We start from the raw sequence: 17190 nt of genomic DNA, 5'->3' as shown, positions 1-17190 counted from the left end.
CAACCCTCTCTTTCTCTCTCTTCTATAAGCCTTAAAAAGGTGATATGATTAAAATTATTTAGCTATTCATACTTAGGAAACGGAGATACAGCCTTGCGTAAAACGGGTATTCTAGTATTTTGTCTTACATGTATCGTCCTTGGTTATTTTACATTTACGCTATCCGAGAAAGCGTTTACATCCAAATGGGATCTCCCTGCTGCATCAGATGGCCAGGAAGTGAAATATCGGCTGGTCCTGATAACGCAGGAATTAGAGACCCCTTTCTGGGATAAGGCAGGTATTGCTGCACAGGAACAAGCACGGAAGGATGGGGCAAGCCTGGAAGTCTGGGGAAGCTATGGAAAAAATCAAGAGGAATTTTTGAAAAAGTTAGAGGTAGCCATTCAATCAAAAGTGGACGGCATCATTGTTCAGGGTCTGGACACGCAGGAATTCACAGATTTAGCAAAGATTAAAGCTGCTTTTTATGGAATCCCGATTATTACAGTGGCCAACGACGTGCCAAAATCTGAAAGTTTGAGAAAAACGTACGTCGGCTCGGATCAATATCTGGCCGGGCAGTTAATTGCAGAACAGCTTCTTGACGATATGGGCCATAAGGGAAAAGTCATTCTAATGGGCGACAAGCATAAAGAGTTTTATCAGCAGCAGCGCCTTGATGGCATTCATGAAGTACTGAAGGAATATCCAAATATCCAGACAGTCTATGCGGAAACGACAGATGTTAGGGAGGAAATTATCGCTGCGACTCAGAACATGCTGAATCAAAATCCGGATACTGATAGTTTTATAGCTATTAAGGCCAATATAGCAGGAGCAATGGTTCAGGAAATAGGCAGGCGATCACAGGTAGAACCTTATTATATCTACTCTTTTGACGATGGTCCGGATTCAATATCTCTGCTTACTCAGGGAAAACTTGATGGAATCATTGAACAATCTCCTGAGAAGATGGGAAGCCTCAGTGTAGAGCTGATTTTGAAATGGCTTAGGGATGAAGAAGTGCCGCTGAAATCTGATGGCTATCTTACCGATATCAGGATATTAAAGGCGATGGAAAAGCAATGAACAAAATTCATAAGAAAATCTGGACACTCACGACTGTAATTCTATTGATTATGGCAGGCATATGGCTCACACTCACCTATTATAATCAGAAAACTCAGAATCAATATAACGATATTCTTCAGCGATACCTTCGGATGAATGAAGTTACAAGGACAAGCCAGCAGATGATTGCAGACTTGAATAACTACTTCATAACGCCTATTCCCGAAAATCTGAACAAACTAAACAACAGCAAGGAAAAAATGGAACATGTAAAAAAGGATGTTTCATATCTTCGAAATTCAGAAAATGATTTTGCTTTGACAAATTATATGAATTTGATTGACAGCCTGGTTGAGACAACTGATCGCTCCCTTCTTTTCTTTAATGAAAAGGAGACAGAGGATTCGGCAAAGGAATTCTCCGAAGCGACGCGCATATCGATGTATATCTCCGAGATGACGCTGACGCTGATCGATAGTGAACTGAATACGTATGAACGGTTTTACCGGGGGATCATTGAACAATCCGAAGAAATCAAAAAACTGGGGATTGGGCTGATGCTGATGATAACCTGCCTTTTAATGTTCTTGACCTATGGTTTTTCCTTAAGCATTACGAAGCCTGTACAAAAGCTGACCCAGGCAGCTAATGAGTTATCGAGGGGCAGATTTCACTTGCCGATAAAGGTTGATTCGAATGATGAAATTGCCTTTCTTGCCAAGACCTTTGACCGGATGCGAATTAATATCAATAACCTGATTTCGGAAATCCAGCAAAAGGCACAGCTGGAGCATGAGCTGCAGGAAAGCAAGTTATTGCTGAAGGAAAGCCAGCTCTTGAACCTGCAAAGCCAGATTAACCCTCATTTTTTATTTAACACATTAAATACCCTTTCCAAAAAAGCCTATTTGGAAGGGTCTCATGAAACCAGTGACCTGCTTGTTAGTGTTGCCGGCCTGCTGCGCTATAACTTAAAAAGGCTTGATAGGCCAGTAACACTTAGAGAAGAAGTGATGGTCCTGCAGCAATACATGGATATTCAAAAAGCCAGATTTACAGATCGCCTGCATTTGAAAATGTCAATAGATGAAAAGTGTCTGAATGTGGACATTCCGGGTCTCACACTGCAGCCGATCATCGAGAATGCTGTCAACTATGCAGTCGAGCCAAGAGAAGATGGGGGAAATATCTGGTTTCGCATTCAGGATGGAAATGACTGTGTGATTATAGAAGTGGAAGACGATGGTCCAGGTATTAAGGAATATAAAATTAAACAGATTCTTCAAGGGCAGTTCATTCAAAAAGGTGGAAACTCAACAGGCATCGGGTTCACCAATGTTGTCAGACGTTTGCGTCTTTTTTACGGCTATGAAGATATCATGAACATTGAGAGCAGTGCTGCCGGCACAAAAGTAGTGATGACAATACCGAAAGATAGGAGGGGGCGGCATGACAAAACTCCTGATCGCGGATGATGAACAAATTGAGCGGGAAGGGCTGGAAGTGATTCTCCGGAAAGCTTTTCCTGACGTTGAAATCAGCCAGGCAAAAAATGGGAAGATGGCCGTTCAATTGGCTAAAGAATCTAACCCTGATTTAATCCTTATGGACATTCAAATGCCAGGGCTGAATGGCCTGGAAGCTATTAAGCAAATCAGCGAAGATGATCCGCATATTAAATTTATTATGATTACAGCATTCGATACATTCGATTATGCCCGGCAGGCGATAAAGCTTGGGGTCAAGGATTATTTACTGAAGCCAAGCAAGATCACGGAAATTGAAGCAACAGTCAGGAAGGTGCTTGAACAGATTGAGGAAGAGCGGAGATTCCGTGAAATGACGCAGTTTCAGCAGGTCGCGCTGCAAAAGGCTCTTCCGGTCATTGAGACGGATGTCGTGACACAGCTGCTGTTCGATCATGTCCATGAGGTTCATCTGGATATGCTGGTTGAAATGCTTGATATTCGCTCAACGGATGAACAGTTCGTCATGAGCATCCTGCTTCCTGATGGACAAGAACACCTCTATACCTCAGTCAAAGAGAAGATCAGGCAAGCAGGCAGTGCATGGGTAGGTGCACTATATGGCCGCCAGCTTCCAATCATCGTTTTTCGGAAAAAACAGCAATCATTCCGTTCACAGGCTATATTTATAGCCGGCGAAATTTTGTCTCTTGTGAAAAAAGGCTCATCAGAAGGCTGGTTCGTCGGGATTGGGAACGCTTGCGGTTCCCTGCAGTCAATCCGTCAGTCCTATCAGGAATCTCTTATTGCCACCCTGGATTCAACGCTCCCTGTTAAATACCGATTTTATTCCGATGTTCCAGTGCTTAGCACAGGGGAAGATTTACAGCTGGCCAAAGAGCGGGAGAAACAGTTTTTTGATCAAGTCAGGCTTGGCAAATGGCAGCAAATCAGCTTAAGTGTAATGGAAATGATCCAGCGATGTGAAACAGAAAGGGAAGGGGTGATTCAAGCGCAGCAGCGGGTGCTGCAGCTGCTCTGGATTGCTTCACGTGTAATGAGTGAGATCGGGGTTGAAGCTCCTGCACCATTTTTTGCGTATCAAACCCAGGATTTCCGGCAGCTGCGCGCTGAAACGAATCAATTGCTGAAGCAAATGAAGAAGTCGTATATGGAGCATTACGACAGGCTGGAGGCAGATACTATCCACCAGCTGAAGCAATATATTACCGAACATTCCCACGAGGATATTTCTCTTGAAGCGTTGGGAAGGAAAGTGGAGCTAAGCCCGATCTATATCAGTAAAATGTTCAAGGAGAAACTCGGGGTAAATTATATCGACTTCCTGACTGAATGCCGTATTGAAAAAGCAAAGAAGCTGATGGCGGATCACGGAAAAAGTCTGAAAGAAATCACCTTTGAGGTGGGCTATCATGAACCGAACTATTTCAGCAAGGTTTTCAAAAAGATGTGTGGCCAGTCACCGACGGAATTCCGTAAAACCCTTCTGGGCAAAAAAGAATGATGGAAGAAAAAGGGGCAAAACAGATGGATAGAATTCAATGGAAGCGGACTCTGGCTGTGCTGTTGCTGGTTTGCCTCCTGTCAGCCTGCCAAATGGAAACAGTACTCGAAAAAAATCCCGGGAAAGCAATTCCTGCTGCAGGTGAAGTGGAAGGAGAAGAGGATGGGGAGAAACCCATTAAGATCGGCTTTTCAATGGATACTTTATTGGAAGAGCGCTGGCTGAAGGATAGAGATCTGTTCAAAGAGGCTGTAGAAGAGCTTGGAGCCGAAGTGGAGATCATGGCTGCGAATGGGGATGATGCGGTCCAAATATCACAGGCAGAAACATTGATAAAACAAAAGGTCGACCTGCTGGTTGTCGTTCCCCATAATGCTGAAGCCACCGCTTCGATCGTCAAAAAAGCTCACGAGGCAGGCATCAAGGTCATCTCATATGACCGGCTTGTGAAAAATGCCGATATCGACTTATACATATCCTTTGATAATGAAAAGGTTGGCGAGCTGCAGGCAAAGGCCATCGCCAAACTGGTTCCTAAAGGGAAGTATGTGTATATTGGCGGAGCAATCACTGACCATAACGCCCATTTATTCAAACGAGGAGTCTTTAACGTGCTTCAGCCTTTAATTGAAAAAGGCGATATACAGATTGTATATGATCAGTGGTCCAGAGATTGGACGCCTGCGAATGCATTTGTGAATATGGAAGAGGCTCTTAAAGCCAGCCAAAATCAAATAGATGCCGTGATCGCAGCAAACGATGCAACTGCAGGCGGAGCCATCCAGGCACTGGCAGTGCAAGGGCTGGCAGGGAAAATTCCAGTAGCCGGGCAGGACGCCGAGCTTGCCGCTGCCCAGCGGATCATTAGAGGTACGCAGACGATGACAGTATACAAACCTATCGGTACGCTGACCAAGGAAGCTGCTGAACTAGCGGTCAGAATGGCGAAGGGTGAACATATAGAAGCAAACCGAAAAATTAATAATGGCAAAATCGAGGTGCCTTCCGTCCTTCTTTCGCCGATTGCTGTCGATAAATACAATATGGATCGTACTATTATTGCAGATGGGTTTCATTCCAGAGAGGAAGTTTATAAGTAGGGACGAGAGGACATGTACACGTTCCCGCCCGCCGCCTGGGACATGGAACCTCTCCCTATGTCCCTATTGCATGAACGGCTCTGCGCTGGTAAAATAAATATAATTATAATGAAATGGAGGTTTTCCTTTTGACAGCATCAATGAGATTAAGAAACCCGCTTTTCAATCGTTAATTGAATACGTTTGAAGGCTCTGCCTATGTTCTGAGCAACGGGATTGGTCTGTCTATTTAAGGAAACCTGAATTTAACGGTTATTTTTAAAAGAGGAGATGAATTTCTCCTCTTTTTTGCTGTCTACAGAAATAGAATGTTTAGAGCGGATTGATCAACTGAATATAGGCAAAGCTTGTTTTTATTAAATATAGAAATGAGTGATTAATTCATGAGTACAGTAAATCCTAAACTGCAGGATAATTGGCTGAAGAATATTATTCTCTTCTTAAGCAGTCAGACGATATCGCTATTTGGATCTTCCCTTGTTCAATATGCGATTATGTGGCATATTACGTTAACGACAGAATCTGGTTTAATGATGACGCTCTACATTATATGCGGCTTTATTCCAACCTTCTTCTTATCACCGGTTGCAGGTGTTTGGGCAGACCGGTACAATCGGAAAATGCTGATTATTTTAGCAGATGGACTTATCGCATTTTCGACGCTGATTCTCGCTATCCTCTTTTTAATGGGATATGAATCCATCTGGCTGCTGTTTGTCATGGCGGCGATTCGTGCCCTTGGAACAGGGATTCAGACTCCTGCAGTCGGGGCGATTCTGCCGCAGATTGTTCCGAAGGATAAGCTCACAAAGGTAAATGGAGCAAATGGGAGCATACAAGCAGTCATCATGTTTGTCTCGCCAATGGTCAGCGCTGCGCTGCTGGCGATGGCATCGCTTGAAGTCATCTTCTTCATTGATGTGATCACAGCAGCGATTGCCATTGTCACTTTGATGACATTTGTCAAAGTCGCTGTGCACGAAAAAGCAGCGGTCAAACAGTCAACGAGCTACTTCAGCGACTTTAAACAAGGTCTGCAATATGTAAACAGTACTCCTTTCCTGAAGAAATTCTTCCTATTCTTTGCGGTTTTCTTCGTGCTGATGGCACCTGCTGCCTTTTTGACGCCGCTGCAGGTTACCCGCACCTTTGGGGGGGATATATGGAAGCTGACAGCCATTGAAATTGCTTTTTCAGTCGGCATGATGGCTGGCGGCGGAATCATTGCTTCCTGGGGAGGATATCCAAATAAAATTAAAACCATGACCCTAGCCAGTCTTATCATGGGGATTTGCACCCTGGCACTTGGCATCGTTCCGGTTTTCTGGATCTATTTAGTGTGCATGGCTTTATTCGGGGTTGCCATGCCAATCTTCAATACACCGACAACTGTATTGCTGCAGGAAAAAATTGAAGAGAATTATTTAGGCAGAGTGTTTGGTGTCATGGGGATGATCTCTACTTCCATGATGCCGATTGGCATGCTGATATTTGGCCCGATTGCAGATATCATTGCCATCGAATGGCTTCTTGTGGGAACAGGGGCATTGATTATCCTTTTGGCGGTCATTTTAGGCCGAGATCAGGTGCTTCTGGAAGCGGGGAAGCCTGCGCTGAGTGAATCTTAAGGAATCTTTTAAAATAGAGCTGTCATATTGACAGCTCTATTTTTATGTGAAAACAAGGAACAACAGTACTGAAGGAGAATATTTATACGTAACAACAATTGAGGGGAGTAGAAAAATGAGGCAAATTATCGCACTTGGAGGAGGAGGGTTCTCCATGGAGCCCGAGAATCCATTACTGGATGAATATATTTTACATCAGTCAGGTAAAGAAAATCCTAAAGTCTGTTATGTGCCTACTGCAACAGGAGATTCCGATATTTGCATTAAATGGTTTTATGACTTTTTCGAAAAACAGAAGTGCCAGCCCTCTCATTTATCATTATTTAAACCGCCAACAAGAGATATAGAAGGTTTTATACTGGAAAAAGACATCATCTATGTTGGAGGCGGAAATACGAAGAATTTATTGGCTTTATGGAAAGAATGGGGATTAGATAAGATTTTAAAAAAGGCATGGGATCAAGGGATCGTATTAGCCGGCATCAGCGCGGGCTCCATTTGCTGGTTTGAAGAAGGAGTTACAGATTCTTATGGAGATAAACTGGAGCCCTTAACATGCCTGGGCTTTTTAAAAGGAAGCAATTGCCCTCATTACGATGGAGAAGCGGAAAGAAGGCCTGCCTATCATGAGCTTTTGGCTTCTGATAAGATAAAGCCTGGAATTGCAGCGGATGATGGAGTGGCTATCCACTTTATTGAGGAGGAAGTCAGCCGAATCGTAAGCTCAAGACCTACCGCCAGGGCCTATAAGGTCTATTTCGATATAGAAGTAAAAGAGATTGAGCTGAAAACAGAATACTTAGGGTCTTGAGGCGCACAAGTGAAGTTAACATTATTAAAATGGAAGGAAGTGCTAAAAGATGGATTTACAGACGGTTATGCAGGAGCTCGAAGCTCTCAGCAAAGAACGGACCAAGAAAATGTACATATCAAATGGCGCGCACGAGCCGCTTTTTGGAGTGGCAACAGGCGCAATGAAACCAATCGCCAAAAAAATTAAAAGAAATCAGCCTTTGGCAGAGGAGCTATACGCTACGGGGAACTATGATGCCATGTACTTTGCAGGCATTATTGCAGATCCAGAAGCCATGACCGAAGGGGATTTTGACCGCTGGATGGATGATGCATATTTTTATATGCTGTCCGATTATGTGGTGGCTGTTACATTAGCTGAAGCAGATATTGCACAGGCTGTTGCCGATAAATGGATCGAAAGCGGGGAAGAGCTGCGGATGTCAGGGGGCTGGAGCTGCTACTGCTGGCTTTTGGGGAATCGTCCGGACGCTGAATTTTCCGAAGAGAAGCTGGCCAAAATGCTTGATAAAGTGAAAGACACCATCCATGATTCTCCGGAGCGTACAAAATCCGCCATGAATAATTTTGTTTATACAGTGGGTGTTTCTTATTTGCCGCTCCATGAAAAGGCAGTTGAGACCGCAAAAGCCATCGGGCCTGTAGAAATGAAGCGGGACAAGAAAAAGAGCAGTTTCCTGCATGCCTCGGAAAATATCCAAAAGGAAGCGGATAGAGGGAAGCTTGGCTTTAAACGAAAATATGTAAGATGTTAAACGATCAGTGATACTGGGATGGATAGAAAAATGAAACTGTTGCTTTGTCCCTGGACCATGTTATAATGAGGAACTTAGGAATTATGAGTAGTGCTCATAGTGGAACGGATGCGCAGAAAAGCCTCCGCCAAGTGATTGAATATGGAGGTGTATAGTATGAATAAACGATGGACAATCAGTAAAATTAATGAATTTGTTGAGAAAAATTCAGATAGTAAGCTGTTATCGACGGAATATCATGGTTTTTCACAAAAACTGCTTTTTAAATGTACATGCGGCAGTGAGTTTGAAAAAACATTTACGAAATTTAAAAATAATCACCAGCGCAAATGTGATGTGTGCCAGCCGCCTAAAGCATCACGCTAAACGAATATCAGGAAATAAACGAAGTGCCAATTTCAAATTAAAGAAATGGGCGCTTTTTCTTTTATAAAGCTTCCTCTTTGTTCTGGAAGTAAGTTGATTAAGGCAAGTAAATTGATTATTATATTTGACAAAGGCAACTATATTCTAAGGAGTGAATTCTTTGTCAATGATCTCGTTTGAAGAAAGAATCAGTGCTGTTCGCCATTTTAACCGTTTTATGACTAGACAAATAGGAGCTTTGCGTGAGGGGTTACTACATAGCCCCTATTCGCTGACAGAATCCAGAATCCTGTTTGAAATTGCCACTAACGAGGACCCTAAAGCATCAAATTTAACTCAAGAGCTGGGGTTAGATCCAGGTTATTTAAGTCGAATATTAGCCAGATTTGAAGAGAGAGGGCTTATAAAGAAAGAACGTTCTGCTAAAGATGCCAGACAGCGCATTTTAAAGCTTACGCCAGAGGGAGAAAAAGCCTTTTCTAAACTAAATGAACGTTCATACAATGAAATAGCGGATCTTCTTGGAAAATTGTCGGAAAGTGAACAGCAGCAATTAATTAACGCTATGAAAACCGTTGAAGGACTCATAAGCAAGAATGAAAGCCTAAAATTTTCAGGCCCATATTTTCTTCGTCAGCATGAACCTGGTGATATGGGGTGGGTTGTACACAAGCATGGTCTGTTGTATTCACAAGAATATGGATGGGATGGGAGATTTGAAGCTCTTGTATCTCAAATTGCGGCAGATTTTATTAATAACTATAATCCTAAGCGGGAACGCTGCTGGATTGCCGAAATGAACGGAGAAACAGTTGGCTCTATTTTTGTTGTTGAAGGAAGTGAGGATACGGCTAAACTTCGTCTATTAATAGTAGACCCAAAGGCGAGAGGCTTGGGTCTGGGTTCACAATTGGTTGAAGAATGCATAAACTTTTCCAAACAAGCAGGATATAAGAAACTCGTTCTATGGACAAACAGTGTTCTTAAAGAAGCGCGGCATATCTATCAGAAAAAGGGATTTCAGCTTGTTAAGGAGGAAAAGCATCATAGCTTTGGGCACGATTTAGTTGGAGAAACGTGGGAACTGCTGCTTTAAGGGACACGGGGACAGGTACACTGTCCCTTTTGCTGTTCTTTCAGAGAAAATGTGTCCCCCTCAGATCATTAGATTAATAAAAAGCCTCCATTCAAATTGATTGGAGGCTCATAGAAGGAACCGGGATTACGGATGAATGGCCGTCGGCCTCAAGTAGCCATGGTTGGTTATTGGTTACGGATGAAGTTGTAATGGGTCATGGATAATCGGTTGGCCATTGCCATTACAAGGTACCTTTGTACACAATAGGAGGGTGTTCCTTCTATGCCTTGAAGCAGAGTCTCACCACTTCAAGGTCTAGAAATACTTTTCGCTGTCAAACTCTAATTCTATTAAATAATTCTTGTTATTGATTAAGTTGGACAGGCGATTCGCCTGGCGTTCTGCTTCCAGGCCCTTTAACCGGTACTGCTCTGGATCAAATAGTGCCATTTTCACCATCGACACGTTTTCCGACACGGTATAAAGGAATTCCTCCCTGGCTGCTGTGCCATATTCCTTGAATTTGCGGGCCTTTGCCCGATATTGGGTGGCAAGCTCAATTGCTTCTACGATTGGCAATGATTCATTGTTAAAGGTGATGTCATTTTCAATATTGGCTTTATATACAAGCTTATCCAGCAGTCTCATGTCTTTACGGACTTCATCCATCTCTTTTTCCACCATGGCGAGAGATCTTGGCATCTCAGGAAGCTTGCTGCCTTTTTCAAGATCAGCAAATGCGACACGGTCCATTTCTTCTTCTAACTCGTGAATTCGTTTAGCCAGTACACTTTTTAATTTTACTGCTTCAGCCAAAGTAAGTTTTTGCATGTCTGAATCTGCTCCTTTAAAGATTCGTTCTTAGTATTATTATATAGCCGGGAGTCATATATTGGAAGGAATAGCTGAGTTCCTCGATTCTTTTTGGAGCCTAGGAACGTACTATAAAATTAGTATTCAAGCTGAATGAGGAACCTTGTAAAGACAGTCCGCTGAAATAATACATCCTGATAAAGGGAAGGTTGTTTTCGGTTAATTAAAATGATATATTACCATTAATAAACTTATTAAAGGCCTTTAATAAGTTTATTAATGGATACTTTTTAAATCTTTTAAATAAGTATGATTGGCAGGTGGTGAGAATAATGAAGACCGCTCCAAAATCTTTAAAGCTGTTAATTCTTTCTGGTATACGCAGATCGCTTTTAGACCTAGGAAGTGCAACCAAAGTGGAACTAAGCGATAAATTGGGAATCAGTTTCCCGACGATAAGCAAGTTCCTGTCACAGATGGAGAAGGATGGGGAAATTCTGTCGTCGGGCCTGGATGAATCCAGCGGAGGGAGAAGAGCCAAAAGATATACATACAATCCTGACTATATGCTGGGTCTGGCAATTTTCTTAGAGAAGACAGAGACGAATTATGCCATTTTTAATTGTGCGGGAGAAGTGAAGGAACAAGGAACCATACAAAGTGTATTGACTGACAGCGGGATGCATTTATTAACGAGTTCGATTGAAGCCTTATTGATGGCCAATCAGGCAATCCGTTCGCTTTCCATTGGGGTGCCTGGTTCCGTTAAGAATGGCCGGATTTTTTACATGCCCGGCTATGAACAGTTTCAAGATTTCGATATTAAAGGATATTTTGAGAATCTCTTTTCGATTCCAGTTGTTGTTGAGAACGACATGAATGCTGCTGTTCTTGGATATCACCATTCTAAGGAGATAAAAAATCATCAATCCCTTGTGTATTTATATTCCGGTCAAAATGGTCCTGGTGCAGGGTTTATGATCAACGGGGATGTTGTGCGGGGAAACACATTTTTTGCCGGGGAAGTCTCATTCGTTCCTCAATATGATGACCGGAACTTCCGCGAAGCTCTGGAAAATGGAACCAGTCATAAAGAGGTGCTGATATCCAGAGATAATCAGGTTGATGCTATCAGCAGATTAGTAGCCTCGATTACGGCTATCATTAATCCTCATACGTTCATCTTCTGCAAAGATGAAGTGGAGGGGACCCTAATAGAAAAAATTGCTGCAGCAAGCTCAAAATATATTCCGCCAGAACACCTCCCTGTTCTGGCAATAAGTGATTGGAAACAGGACTATTTATACGGATTGCAGAGTCTGGGTCTGGCGCTTATGCTTGATTCGCCCGAAAAATTTATCAGAAAATAGGTGAGGCTGAAGCATGGCAACAATCCTTTTGGTGATCATATATTTGGCTTTTATTAGCCTGGGACTGCCAGATTCAGTGTTAGGGGCGGCCTGGCCTGTCATGCAGGCAGACTTAGGCGCCGCGCTTGAGACTGCCGGATTGCTTTTTATGACAATAGCTGGCGGTACAATCATCTCGAGTTTAGTCAGCGGAAAAATCCTCAAACGGTTTGGAACTGGGAAGGTATCTTTTTTCAGTACGTTAATGACTGCTGCCGCGTTACTTGGCTTTTATTTTGCTCCATCGGTTTATTGGCTATTTCTATGTGCCATACCTCTCGGATTGGGGGCAGGTGCAATCGATGCAGGACTAAACGATTATGTTGCTGCACATTACAAAGCACATCATATGAGCTGGCTGCACAGCTTCTGGGGAGTCGGAGCCACTATTGGCCCGATCATCATGGCCCAGTATATTGCAGGGGGAAACTCCTGGAGCAAGGGGTATTTTGCCATTTCAGGAATACAATTTGTACTGGCAATCATCCTTTTGCTGACTTTGCCTTTATGGAATAAAGGGAAGAATAATAATAAAGCTCTAAGTGAAGAGGCAGAAGAATCAGAAGAGAGATTGGATCATGCGGAAAATGTAAAACCGCTCCAAATCAAAGGAGTTAAATTAGCTTTAATTTCCTTCTTGTTTTATTGCAGTGCTGAAGCCACTATGGGACTTTGGGGAAGCAGCTTTCTGGTAAGTGTGAAGGATCTGCCGGCAGCGGCTGCTGCCCAATGGGTTTCCTTTTATTTCGCAGGCATTACAATTGGCCGATTTATTACTGGCTTCATTACGTTTAAAGTGAATAATCGTACTCTTATTCGGTTGGGACAAATTCTTGCACTTACTGGTGCCATCCTTCTTTTCCTGCCATTTTCATCCGCTTTCGCGCTTGCAGGCTTTATTTTGATTGGATTAGGATTGGCACCGATTTTTCCGTGTATGCTGCACGAAACACCGGCGCGTTTTGGGAAGAAGCATTCTCAGACTATCATGGGATATCAAATGGCTGTTGCATATACAGGCAGTACCTTTATGCCGCCTGTTCTAGGCTTCATTGCCTCTCATTCAACAATTGGGATTTTTCCGATATATATTGTTCTGCTTGCTGCAGCAATGTTCTTAAGTTCTGAAAAACTGAACCGCCTGCTGAATAAGAAAGAGATTAAAAGCTCAGCAGATGCTGCCTCTCACACAAATTAGATAATTTTGAAAGAAGGCCTTTAAAATGAAAACTCCACTGGAAAAAACGTATATATGGAGCCAATTATCAGATTGGATTATGGCTATAATACGCATGTAGGTGAAAACTTTTTTGCGAACTTCGACTGCACGATTTTAGATGTCTGTGAAGTCCGTTTTTTTGAGATAATTGCATGCTTGCACCCGGAGTGCAAATCTATTCGGCAACACACCCGCTTTATCCTCTGAACGGAATTCAGGCAGAGAATATGCAAAGCCAATTACGATTGGAAACAATGTATGGATTGGCGGAAGTGCCGTAATAAATCCAGGTGTAATAGCAGGAGATAATGCTGTGATCGCATCAGGAGCGGTTGCTGTGAAAAATGTGCCGGTAATGTGGTAGCTGACGGAAATCCAGCTAAAGTAATTAAACAAATAGAGCTTTAAATACTCCTTAGCATCCATAAATAGAAAAGCCATTTCCCATTGTGGATTTGGCTTTTCTTATGTTTCAGTGTAAGGAGGAATCTGACTCTATTTTTTGTTTTTGTTCAAATGTTCTTTGTCCAGTCCATTTACAGATTTTAATACCAGATCTGTAAAAGCCTCTACAGCAGGAGATAGCCACTTTTTCTTTTTAATCAGCATATGAGAATAAAAGGGTTCGAACTCCTCCGAATGCGTTAATAGTTTTAACTTTCCGTTCTCTATATCTTCTTTAACAGTGATGTAAGGCAAAGCGCAAAATCCAAGTCCGCTCATGACCATCTTCTTGATTGCTTCTATGCTCCATAGTTCCATGGTCTGAAAGTGCTGGATGCTATGCTTTATAAGATATCTTTCAAACATTGACCGGTAGCTGCAGCCTTCTTCATTTGTGATATAAAAGGGGCTGGCCTGACTGTTTTTATATTCATCAAAATGGTCAGGTCCATTATTCCCGCTCACAAGGACAACTTCTTCTTGATACAAGGGATAGTGAATGCATTTTTCAGGTTTTATTTCGGGATAAACCATGAATGCCGCATCTACCCGTCCGCTCATTAAATCACTTTGGTTTTGTCCGCATGTACCATTGGTTAAGACTAACTTGACATGAGGATATTTTAATGAGAACTCCCTTATGATAGGTCCAAGTCTTGAGATGGTTAAAGACTCTGGTGCAGCCACTTTTAATATTCCGCTCACTTCACGGCTGCTTCGCATTGTTTTAATCTGTTCATGAGCAGAAAGAAGATCCTCAGCTAAAGGGATTAAATCCCTGCCTAAAGGAGTAAGCTGCAGCTTTCTATTGCTATAAGTAAAAATCTCCCCGCCAATCTCCTGTTCAAGTGACTGTATGTGGGCGGTTAGGGTCGATTGGGTATACCCTAACTTCGCAGCAGCTCCTGTATAACTGCCTATTTCTGCAATGGACTGAAAGGTTATTAGATGTCTGATTTCCATGCCGTCTCTCCTCTTGTATCGAAAAAAATGATAATGATATTTTTAATTTCAATTTTATTTATAAATAAAGTCATCATACAATAAAAACTGTTAAAGCGTAAATGAGTAAAGAAGGTGAGTTTATGAGTATAGTAGCGTTTCTATCGTATGTAATCATTACATCCATTACGCCTGGTCCAAGCAATATCTTAATCATGAATGAAGCGAGGAGATTTGGCTTCGCAGGGTCCTGGAGGTTCACGGCGGGTATCCTGGCAGGGTTTGCTGTACTTGGGATCTTGAGCGGTGTATTCACAGCAGGTCTATATACTTTAATTCCAGTAATAGAGCCTTATTTAAAAACAGCTGGTGCTATATATCTGCTCTGCTTAGCCTGGCAGGTAGGTCTGCCTAAATGGTCCGGGGAGCAAGTTAGAGATGTGAAATCATCCTTTTTATCAGGTTTTATCTTTCAAATCATAAATGTAAAAAGCATTTTGTTCTTTTTAACTGTCATGAGTGGTTTTATACTTCCTTTCTATCATTCTTTTCAATTCATTGTTTTTTATTTAACATTAGCCATTATTCTTGGGTGGTCAGCATTGCTTTTGTGGTCAGGGTTTGGCTCGGTATTTAAAAAGTTTTTCATCCATTATGACAAGTTATTTCGGGTCGTGATGTGTATGCTGCTGGTTTATTCCGCGGTTACTGTTTTTCTGTGATTCCCAATTTGTTTAAAGCTAGGTGACTGAAAAAAAGCAAGCTGTTTTTTTTTACAACAGATGGCTGGTTTGTTAATTCTTCTCTATACGGTGACTTTCTGCAGGAATCAGGCGCTGAAGTTCAGCGATGAGAATAAGCTGGCCCTATGGATTCCGCACGAAACGAATAACATTATTCCTATTAGAGAAAACTGTTAAATAATACTTTGGAGGAAAGTCATGAGAGATAATAAAGAAAAACTTGAGAATACGCAAACCAACGGTCAAAACGAAGATTTAATTGAGATTAGCAATCCAGACTACGGGCTGGAATCAGTTGCAGATGGCTGCGATTTTGCAGAGGGAGAAAAGAAGCCTCCCCAGTGCGATAGGCTATAGAGTACCAGGATATCATTAAATTAAGGAGTTATAGAAAGTGTTGACCAGAGGCGGTTAGCGCTTTTTATTTGCCAGCAAAAGAGGAACTTCAGTTTTTACCTCTTAATAGAAAGAAGTTTCTAACCAGGTTGCGTCAAAATTTTAGTATAAATCTGGAAAATGATTTGGGGAGTTTAACAATTGAATTGTTAGATTTTTTAATATTTTCACAAATTGACTTCGTTCTTAAATTGATATACTAAGCATAGTAGACAACTTCAGGGAGGAACTATATGAAAGACATTTTAAAAATTGGAAGCGCTTTTATTGGTGTAATTGTGGGTGCTGGATTTGCATCGGGGCAGGAAGTTCTTCAGTATTTTACCAGTTTTGGCATTATGGGTATTTTTGCTGCTATTGTTGCAAGCGCTTTATTTGCTTATGTCGGCATGATATTGGTGTGGTTAGGGAGCAGCATGAAAACTTCCTCACATAAGCATGTGATTTATAAGATAAGTGGCCGATATCTAGGGTTCATTATTGATTATATCCTTATTTTTACTTTGTTTGGTGTAGGTGTTGTCATGATAGCAGGTGCAGGGTCAAACTTAAATCAGCAATTTGGATTGCCTGTCATAATTGGGACAAGTGTGATGACGATTCTTGTTCTATTAACGGGAATGTTAAAGGTTGACCGTGTTGTTGCTATCATCGGTGGGATTACCCCATTTCTAATCCTGTTTGTCATCATCACATCTATCTATAGTTTTATAAATGCTGATGGATCATTCCTTGCTTTGAATGATGTAGCCAAGGAAACTCCGACAACTCTGCCAAACTGGTTTATTTCTGCCATCAATTATGTGTCCTTTAACACGGCAGTAGGTGCTTCAATGGCAATTGTGATGGGTGGAGCTGAAAATAAACGTAAAACTGCCGCGTTAGGTGGATTAGTTGGAGGTTTTGGGCTCGGTGTTCTTATTCTGCTTAGCCATCTGGCTATTTTCTCTAAGATTGAAAGTGTTGGCAGTATGGATATGCCAATGCTGGCCATTGTTAATAATATTTCACCTGCATTAGGTACGATCATGTCGGTTGTTCTCTTTGCAATGATCTTCAATACAGCTATAAGCATGTTTTTCTCTTTTGTGGCCCGATTTTCCAAGGTTGATACCGCACATTTTAAAAGGTTATTCGCGGGAACCATGATTGTAGCATTTGCAGCAAGCTTCATAGGTTTTACTGATCTTGTTAGCTACTTCTACCCGCTGATAGGTTATCTTGGATTAGTTCTAATTGCTGTATTATTTTACGCTCCGCTTAGAATGAAAAGTATTAAAAAAGAAGGATACGGAGATGGCGAAGAATATCCTAAAAAAATAGTGAACAGTTAAAAGCCGATAAAACCGAGCATAATGGAGAAGGAGAGCGCTGAAGTGCTCTCCTTCTTTTTTAATAAAAACAATGGTACACACGTTCTAAAATGCCTGGCAGCCTTCT

16 protein-coding genes and 1 pseudogene are annotated in these 17190 nt (G+C 41.9%); 15 read left to right on the top strand and 2 right to left on the bottom strand.

Annotated elements, in window-relative coordinates; translation table 11 throughout:
- The first annotated feature begins 93 nt into the window (after positions 1–93).
- From DFO72_RS21785 to DFO72_RS21745, 9 genes are all read left to right on the top strand, one after another.
- Positions 94–1071 (top strand): sugar ABC transporter substrate-binding protein, encoded by a 978-nt coding sequence (locus DFO72_RS21785; protein WP_113884211.1) that lies wholly within the window; start codon positions 94–96, stop codon positions 1069–1071.
- A complete protein-coding gene (locus tag DFO72_RS21780; protein WP_113884210.1) occupies positions 1068–2528 on the top strand; it encodes a sensor histidine kinase in 1461 nt (486 codons plus the stop codon). The genes DFO72_RS21785 and DFO72_RS21780 overlap by 4 nt, the downstream gene beginning before the upstream one ends.
- A complete protein-coding gene (locus tag DFO72_RS21775) occupies positions 2503–4044 on the top strand; it encodes a response regulator (protein WP_113884209.1) in 1542 nt (513 codons plus the stop codon). Before DFO72_RS21780 ends, DFO72_RS21775 begins: the two co-directional genes overlap by 26 nt.
- Positions 4041–5144 carry a D-xylose ABC transporter substrate-binding protein gene (gene xylF / locus DFO72_RS21770; RefSeq protein WP_113884208.1) on the top strand — a complete coding sequence of 368 codons (1104 nt, stop codon included), beginning with the start codon at positions 4041–4043 and terminating at the stop codon, positions 5142–5144. The genes DFO72_RS21775 and xylF overlap by 4 nt, the downstream gene beginning before the upstream one ends.
- A 383-nt stretch (positions 5145–5527) precedes the next feature.
- A complete protein-coding gene (locus DFO72_RS21765; RefSeq protein ID WP_113884207.1) occupies positions 5528–6772 on the top strand; it encodes an MFS transporter in 1245 nt (414 codons plus the stop codon).
- 115 nt (positions 6773–6887) lie between these two features.
- Positions 6888–7583, top strand: a complete 696-nt coding sequence (locus DFO72_RS21760) for a peptidase E (protein ID WP_113884206.1) — start codon at positions 6888–6890, stop codon at positions 7581–7583.
- A 49-nt stretch (positions 7584–7632) separates the two neighbouring features.
- Complete coding sequence (locus DFO72_RS21755) at positions 7633–8340, top strand: DNA alkylation repair protein (protein ID WP_113884205.1); 708 nt, start codon at positions 7633–7635, stop codon at positions 8338–8340.
- A gap of 156 nt (positions 8341–8496) precedes the next feature.
- Positions 8497–8706: a hypothetical protein gene (locus DFO72_RS21750; protein WP_113884204.1), complete on the top strand. Its 210-nt coding sequence runs from the start codon at positions 8497–8499 to the stop codon at positions 8704–8706.
- A 166-nt stretch (positions 8707–8872) separates the two neighbouring features.
- Complete coding sequence (locus DFO72_RS21745; protein ID WP_113884313.1) at positions 8873–9802, top strand: bifunctional helix-turn-helix transcriptional regulator/GNAT family N-acetyltransferase; 930 nt, start codon at positions 8873–8875, stop codon at positions 9800–9802.
- A gap of 297 nt (positions 9803–10099) precedes the next feature.
- Here DFO72_RS21745 and DFO72_RS21740 read toward each other — a convergent pair whose 3' ends face one another.
- Positions 10100–10615 (bottom strand): hypothetical protein, encoded by a 516-nt coding sequence (locus DFO72_RS21740; RefSeq protein ID WP_113884203.1) that lies wholly within the window; start codon positions 10613–10615, stop codon positions 10100–10102.
- A gap of 314 nt (positions 10616–10929) precedes the next feature.
- Between DFO72_RS21740 and DFO72_RS21735 the strand changes: the two genes are divergently transcribed.
- The 3 genes and pseudogenes from DFO72_RS21735 to DFO72_RS21725 form a co-directional block, all read left to right on the top strand.
- The gene (locus DFO72_RS21735) at positions 10930–11967 is read left to right on the top strand and encodes an ROK family transcriptional regulator (RefSeq protein WP_113884202.1); all 1038 of its coding nucleotides are present in this window, start codon (positions 10930–10932) and stop codon (positions 11965–11967) included.
- 13 nt (positions 11968–11980) lie between these two features.
- On the top strand, positions 11981–13204 hold the full coding sequence (locus DFO72_RS21730; RefSeq protein WP_113884201.1) for an MFS transporter: 1224 nt from the start codon (positions 11981–11983) through the stop codon (positions 13202–13204).
- Between the two features lie 66 nt (positions 13205–13270).
- Positions 13271–13633: pseudogene (locus tag DFO72_RS21725) on the top strand (DapH/DapD/GlmU-related protein); the annotation flags it as partial.
- An 87-nt stretch (positions 13634–13720) separates the two neighbouring features.
- Here the strand turns inward: DFO72_RS21725 and DFO72_RS21720 are convergent.
- Positions 13721–14632 (bottom strand): LysR family transcriptional regulator, encoded by a 912-nt coding sequence (locus DFO72_RS21720; protein ID WP_113884200.1) that lies wholly within the window; start codon positions 14630–14632, stop codon positions 13721–13723.
- Positions 14633–14754: 122 nt separating this feature from the next.
- On the opposite strand from DFO72_RS21720, the gene DFO72_RS21715 reads away from it, so the two are divergent.
- From DFO72_RS21715 to DFO72_RS21710, 3 genes are all read left to right on the top strand, one after another.
- The gene (locus tag DFO72_RS21715) at positions 14755–15333 is read left to right on the top strand and encodes a LysE family transporter (protein WP_113884199.1); all 579 of its coding nucleotides are present in this window, start codon (positions 14755–14757) and stop codon (positions 15331–15333) included.
- A 219-nt stretch (positions 15334–15552) separates the two neighbouring features.
- The gene (locus DFO72_RS29645) at positions 15553–15711 is read left to right on the top strand and encodes a hypothetical protein (RefSeq protein WP_166672536.1); all 159 of its coding nucleotides are present in this window, start codon (positions 15553–15555) and stop codon (positions 15709–15711) included.
- A 272-nt stretch (positions 15712–15983) separates the two neighbouring features.
- Positions 15984–17084 (top strand): YkvI family membrane protein, encoded by a 1101-nt coding sequence (locus DFO72_RS21710; RefSeq protein WP_113884198.1) that lies wholly within the window; start codon positions 15984–15986, stop codon positions 17082–17084.
- Positions 17085–17190: the final 106 nt, after the last annotated feature.

The sequence above is a fragment of the Cytobacillus oceanisediminis genome, from assembly GCF_004366035.1.
GTDB classification, from domain to species: domain Bacteria; phylum Bacillota; class Bacilli; order Bacillales; family Cytobacillaceae; genus Cytobacillus; species Cytobacillus oceanisediminis_C.
The sequence above is the reverse complement of the archived record's forward strand: the minus strand, read 5'-3'. Positions and strand labels throughout refer to the sequence as shown.

Coding starts and splice junctions, on each gene's coding strand:
- DFO72_RS21780 (WP_113884210.1), top strand. CDS start 1,068: ATGAACAAAATTCATAAGAAAATCTGGACACTCACGACTGTAATTCTA.
- DFO72_RS21775 (WP_113884209.1), top strand. CDS start 2,503: ATGACAAAACTCCTGATCGCGGATGATGAACAAATTGAGCGGGAAGGG.
- xylF (WP_113884208.1), top strand. CDS start 4,041: ATGATGGAAGAAAAAGGGGCAAAACAGATGGATAGAATTCAATGGAAG.
- DFO72_RS21765 (WP_113884207.1), top strand. CDS start 5,528: ATGAGTACAGTAAATCCTAAACTGCAGGATAATTGGCTGAAGAATATT.
- DFO72_RS21760 (WP_113884206.1), top strand. CDS start 6,888: ATGAGGCAAATTATCGCACTTGGAGGAGGAGGGTTCTCCATGGAGCCC.
- DFO72_RS21755 (WP_113884205.1), top strand. CDS start 7,633: ATGGATTTACAGACGGTTATGCAGGAGCTCGAAGCTCTCAGCAAAGAA.
- DFO72_RS21750 (WP_113884204.1), top strand. CDS start 8,497: ATGAATAAACGATGGACAATCAGTAAAATTAATGAATTTGTTGAGAAA.
- DFO72_RS21745 (WP_113884313.1), top strand. CDS start 8,873: ATGATCTCGTTTGAAGAAAGAATCAGTGCTGTTCGCCATTTTAACCGT.
- DFO72_RS21740 (WP_113884203.1), bottom strand. CDS start 10,615: ATGCAAAAACTTACTTTGGCTGAAGCAGTAAAATTAAAAAGTGTACTG.
- DFO72_RS21735 (WP_113884202.1), top strand. CDS start 10,930: ATGAAGACCGCTCCAAAATCTTTAAAGCTGTTAATTCTTTCTGGTATA.
- DFO72_RS21730 (WP_113884201.1), top strand. CDS start 11,981: ATGGCAACAATCCTTTTGGTGATCATATATTTGGCTTTTATTAGCCTG.
- DFO72_RS21720 (WP_113884200.1), bottom strand. CDS start 14,632: ATGGAAATCAGACATCTAATAACCTTTCAGTCCATTGCAGAAATAGGC.
- DFO72_RS21715 (WP_113884199.1), top strand. CDS start 14,755: ATGAGTATAGTAGCGTTTCTATCGTATGTAATCATTACATCCATTACG.
- DFO72_RS29645 (WP_166672536.1), top strand. CDS start 15,553: ATGAGAGATAATAAAGAAAAACTTGAGAATACGCAAACCAACGGTCAA.
- DFO72_RS21710 (WP_113884198.1), top strand. CDS start 15,984: ATGAAAGACATTTTAAAAATTGGAAGCGCTTTTATTGGTGTAATTGTG.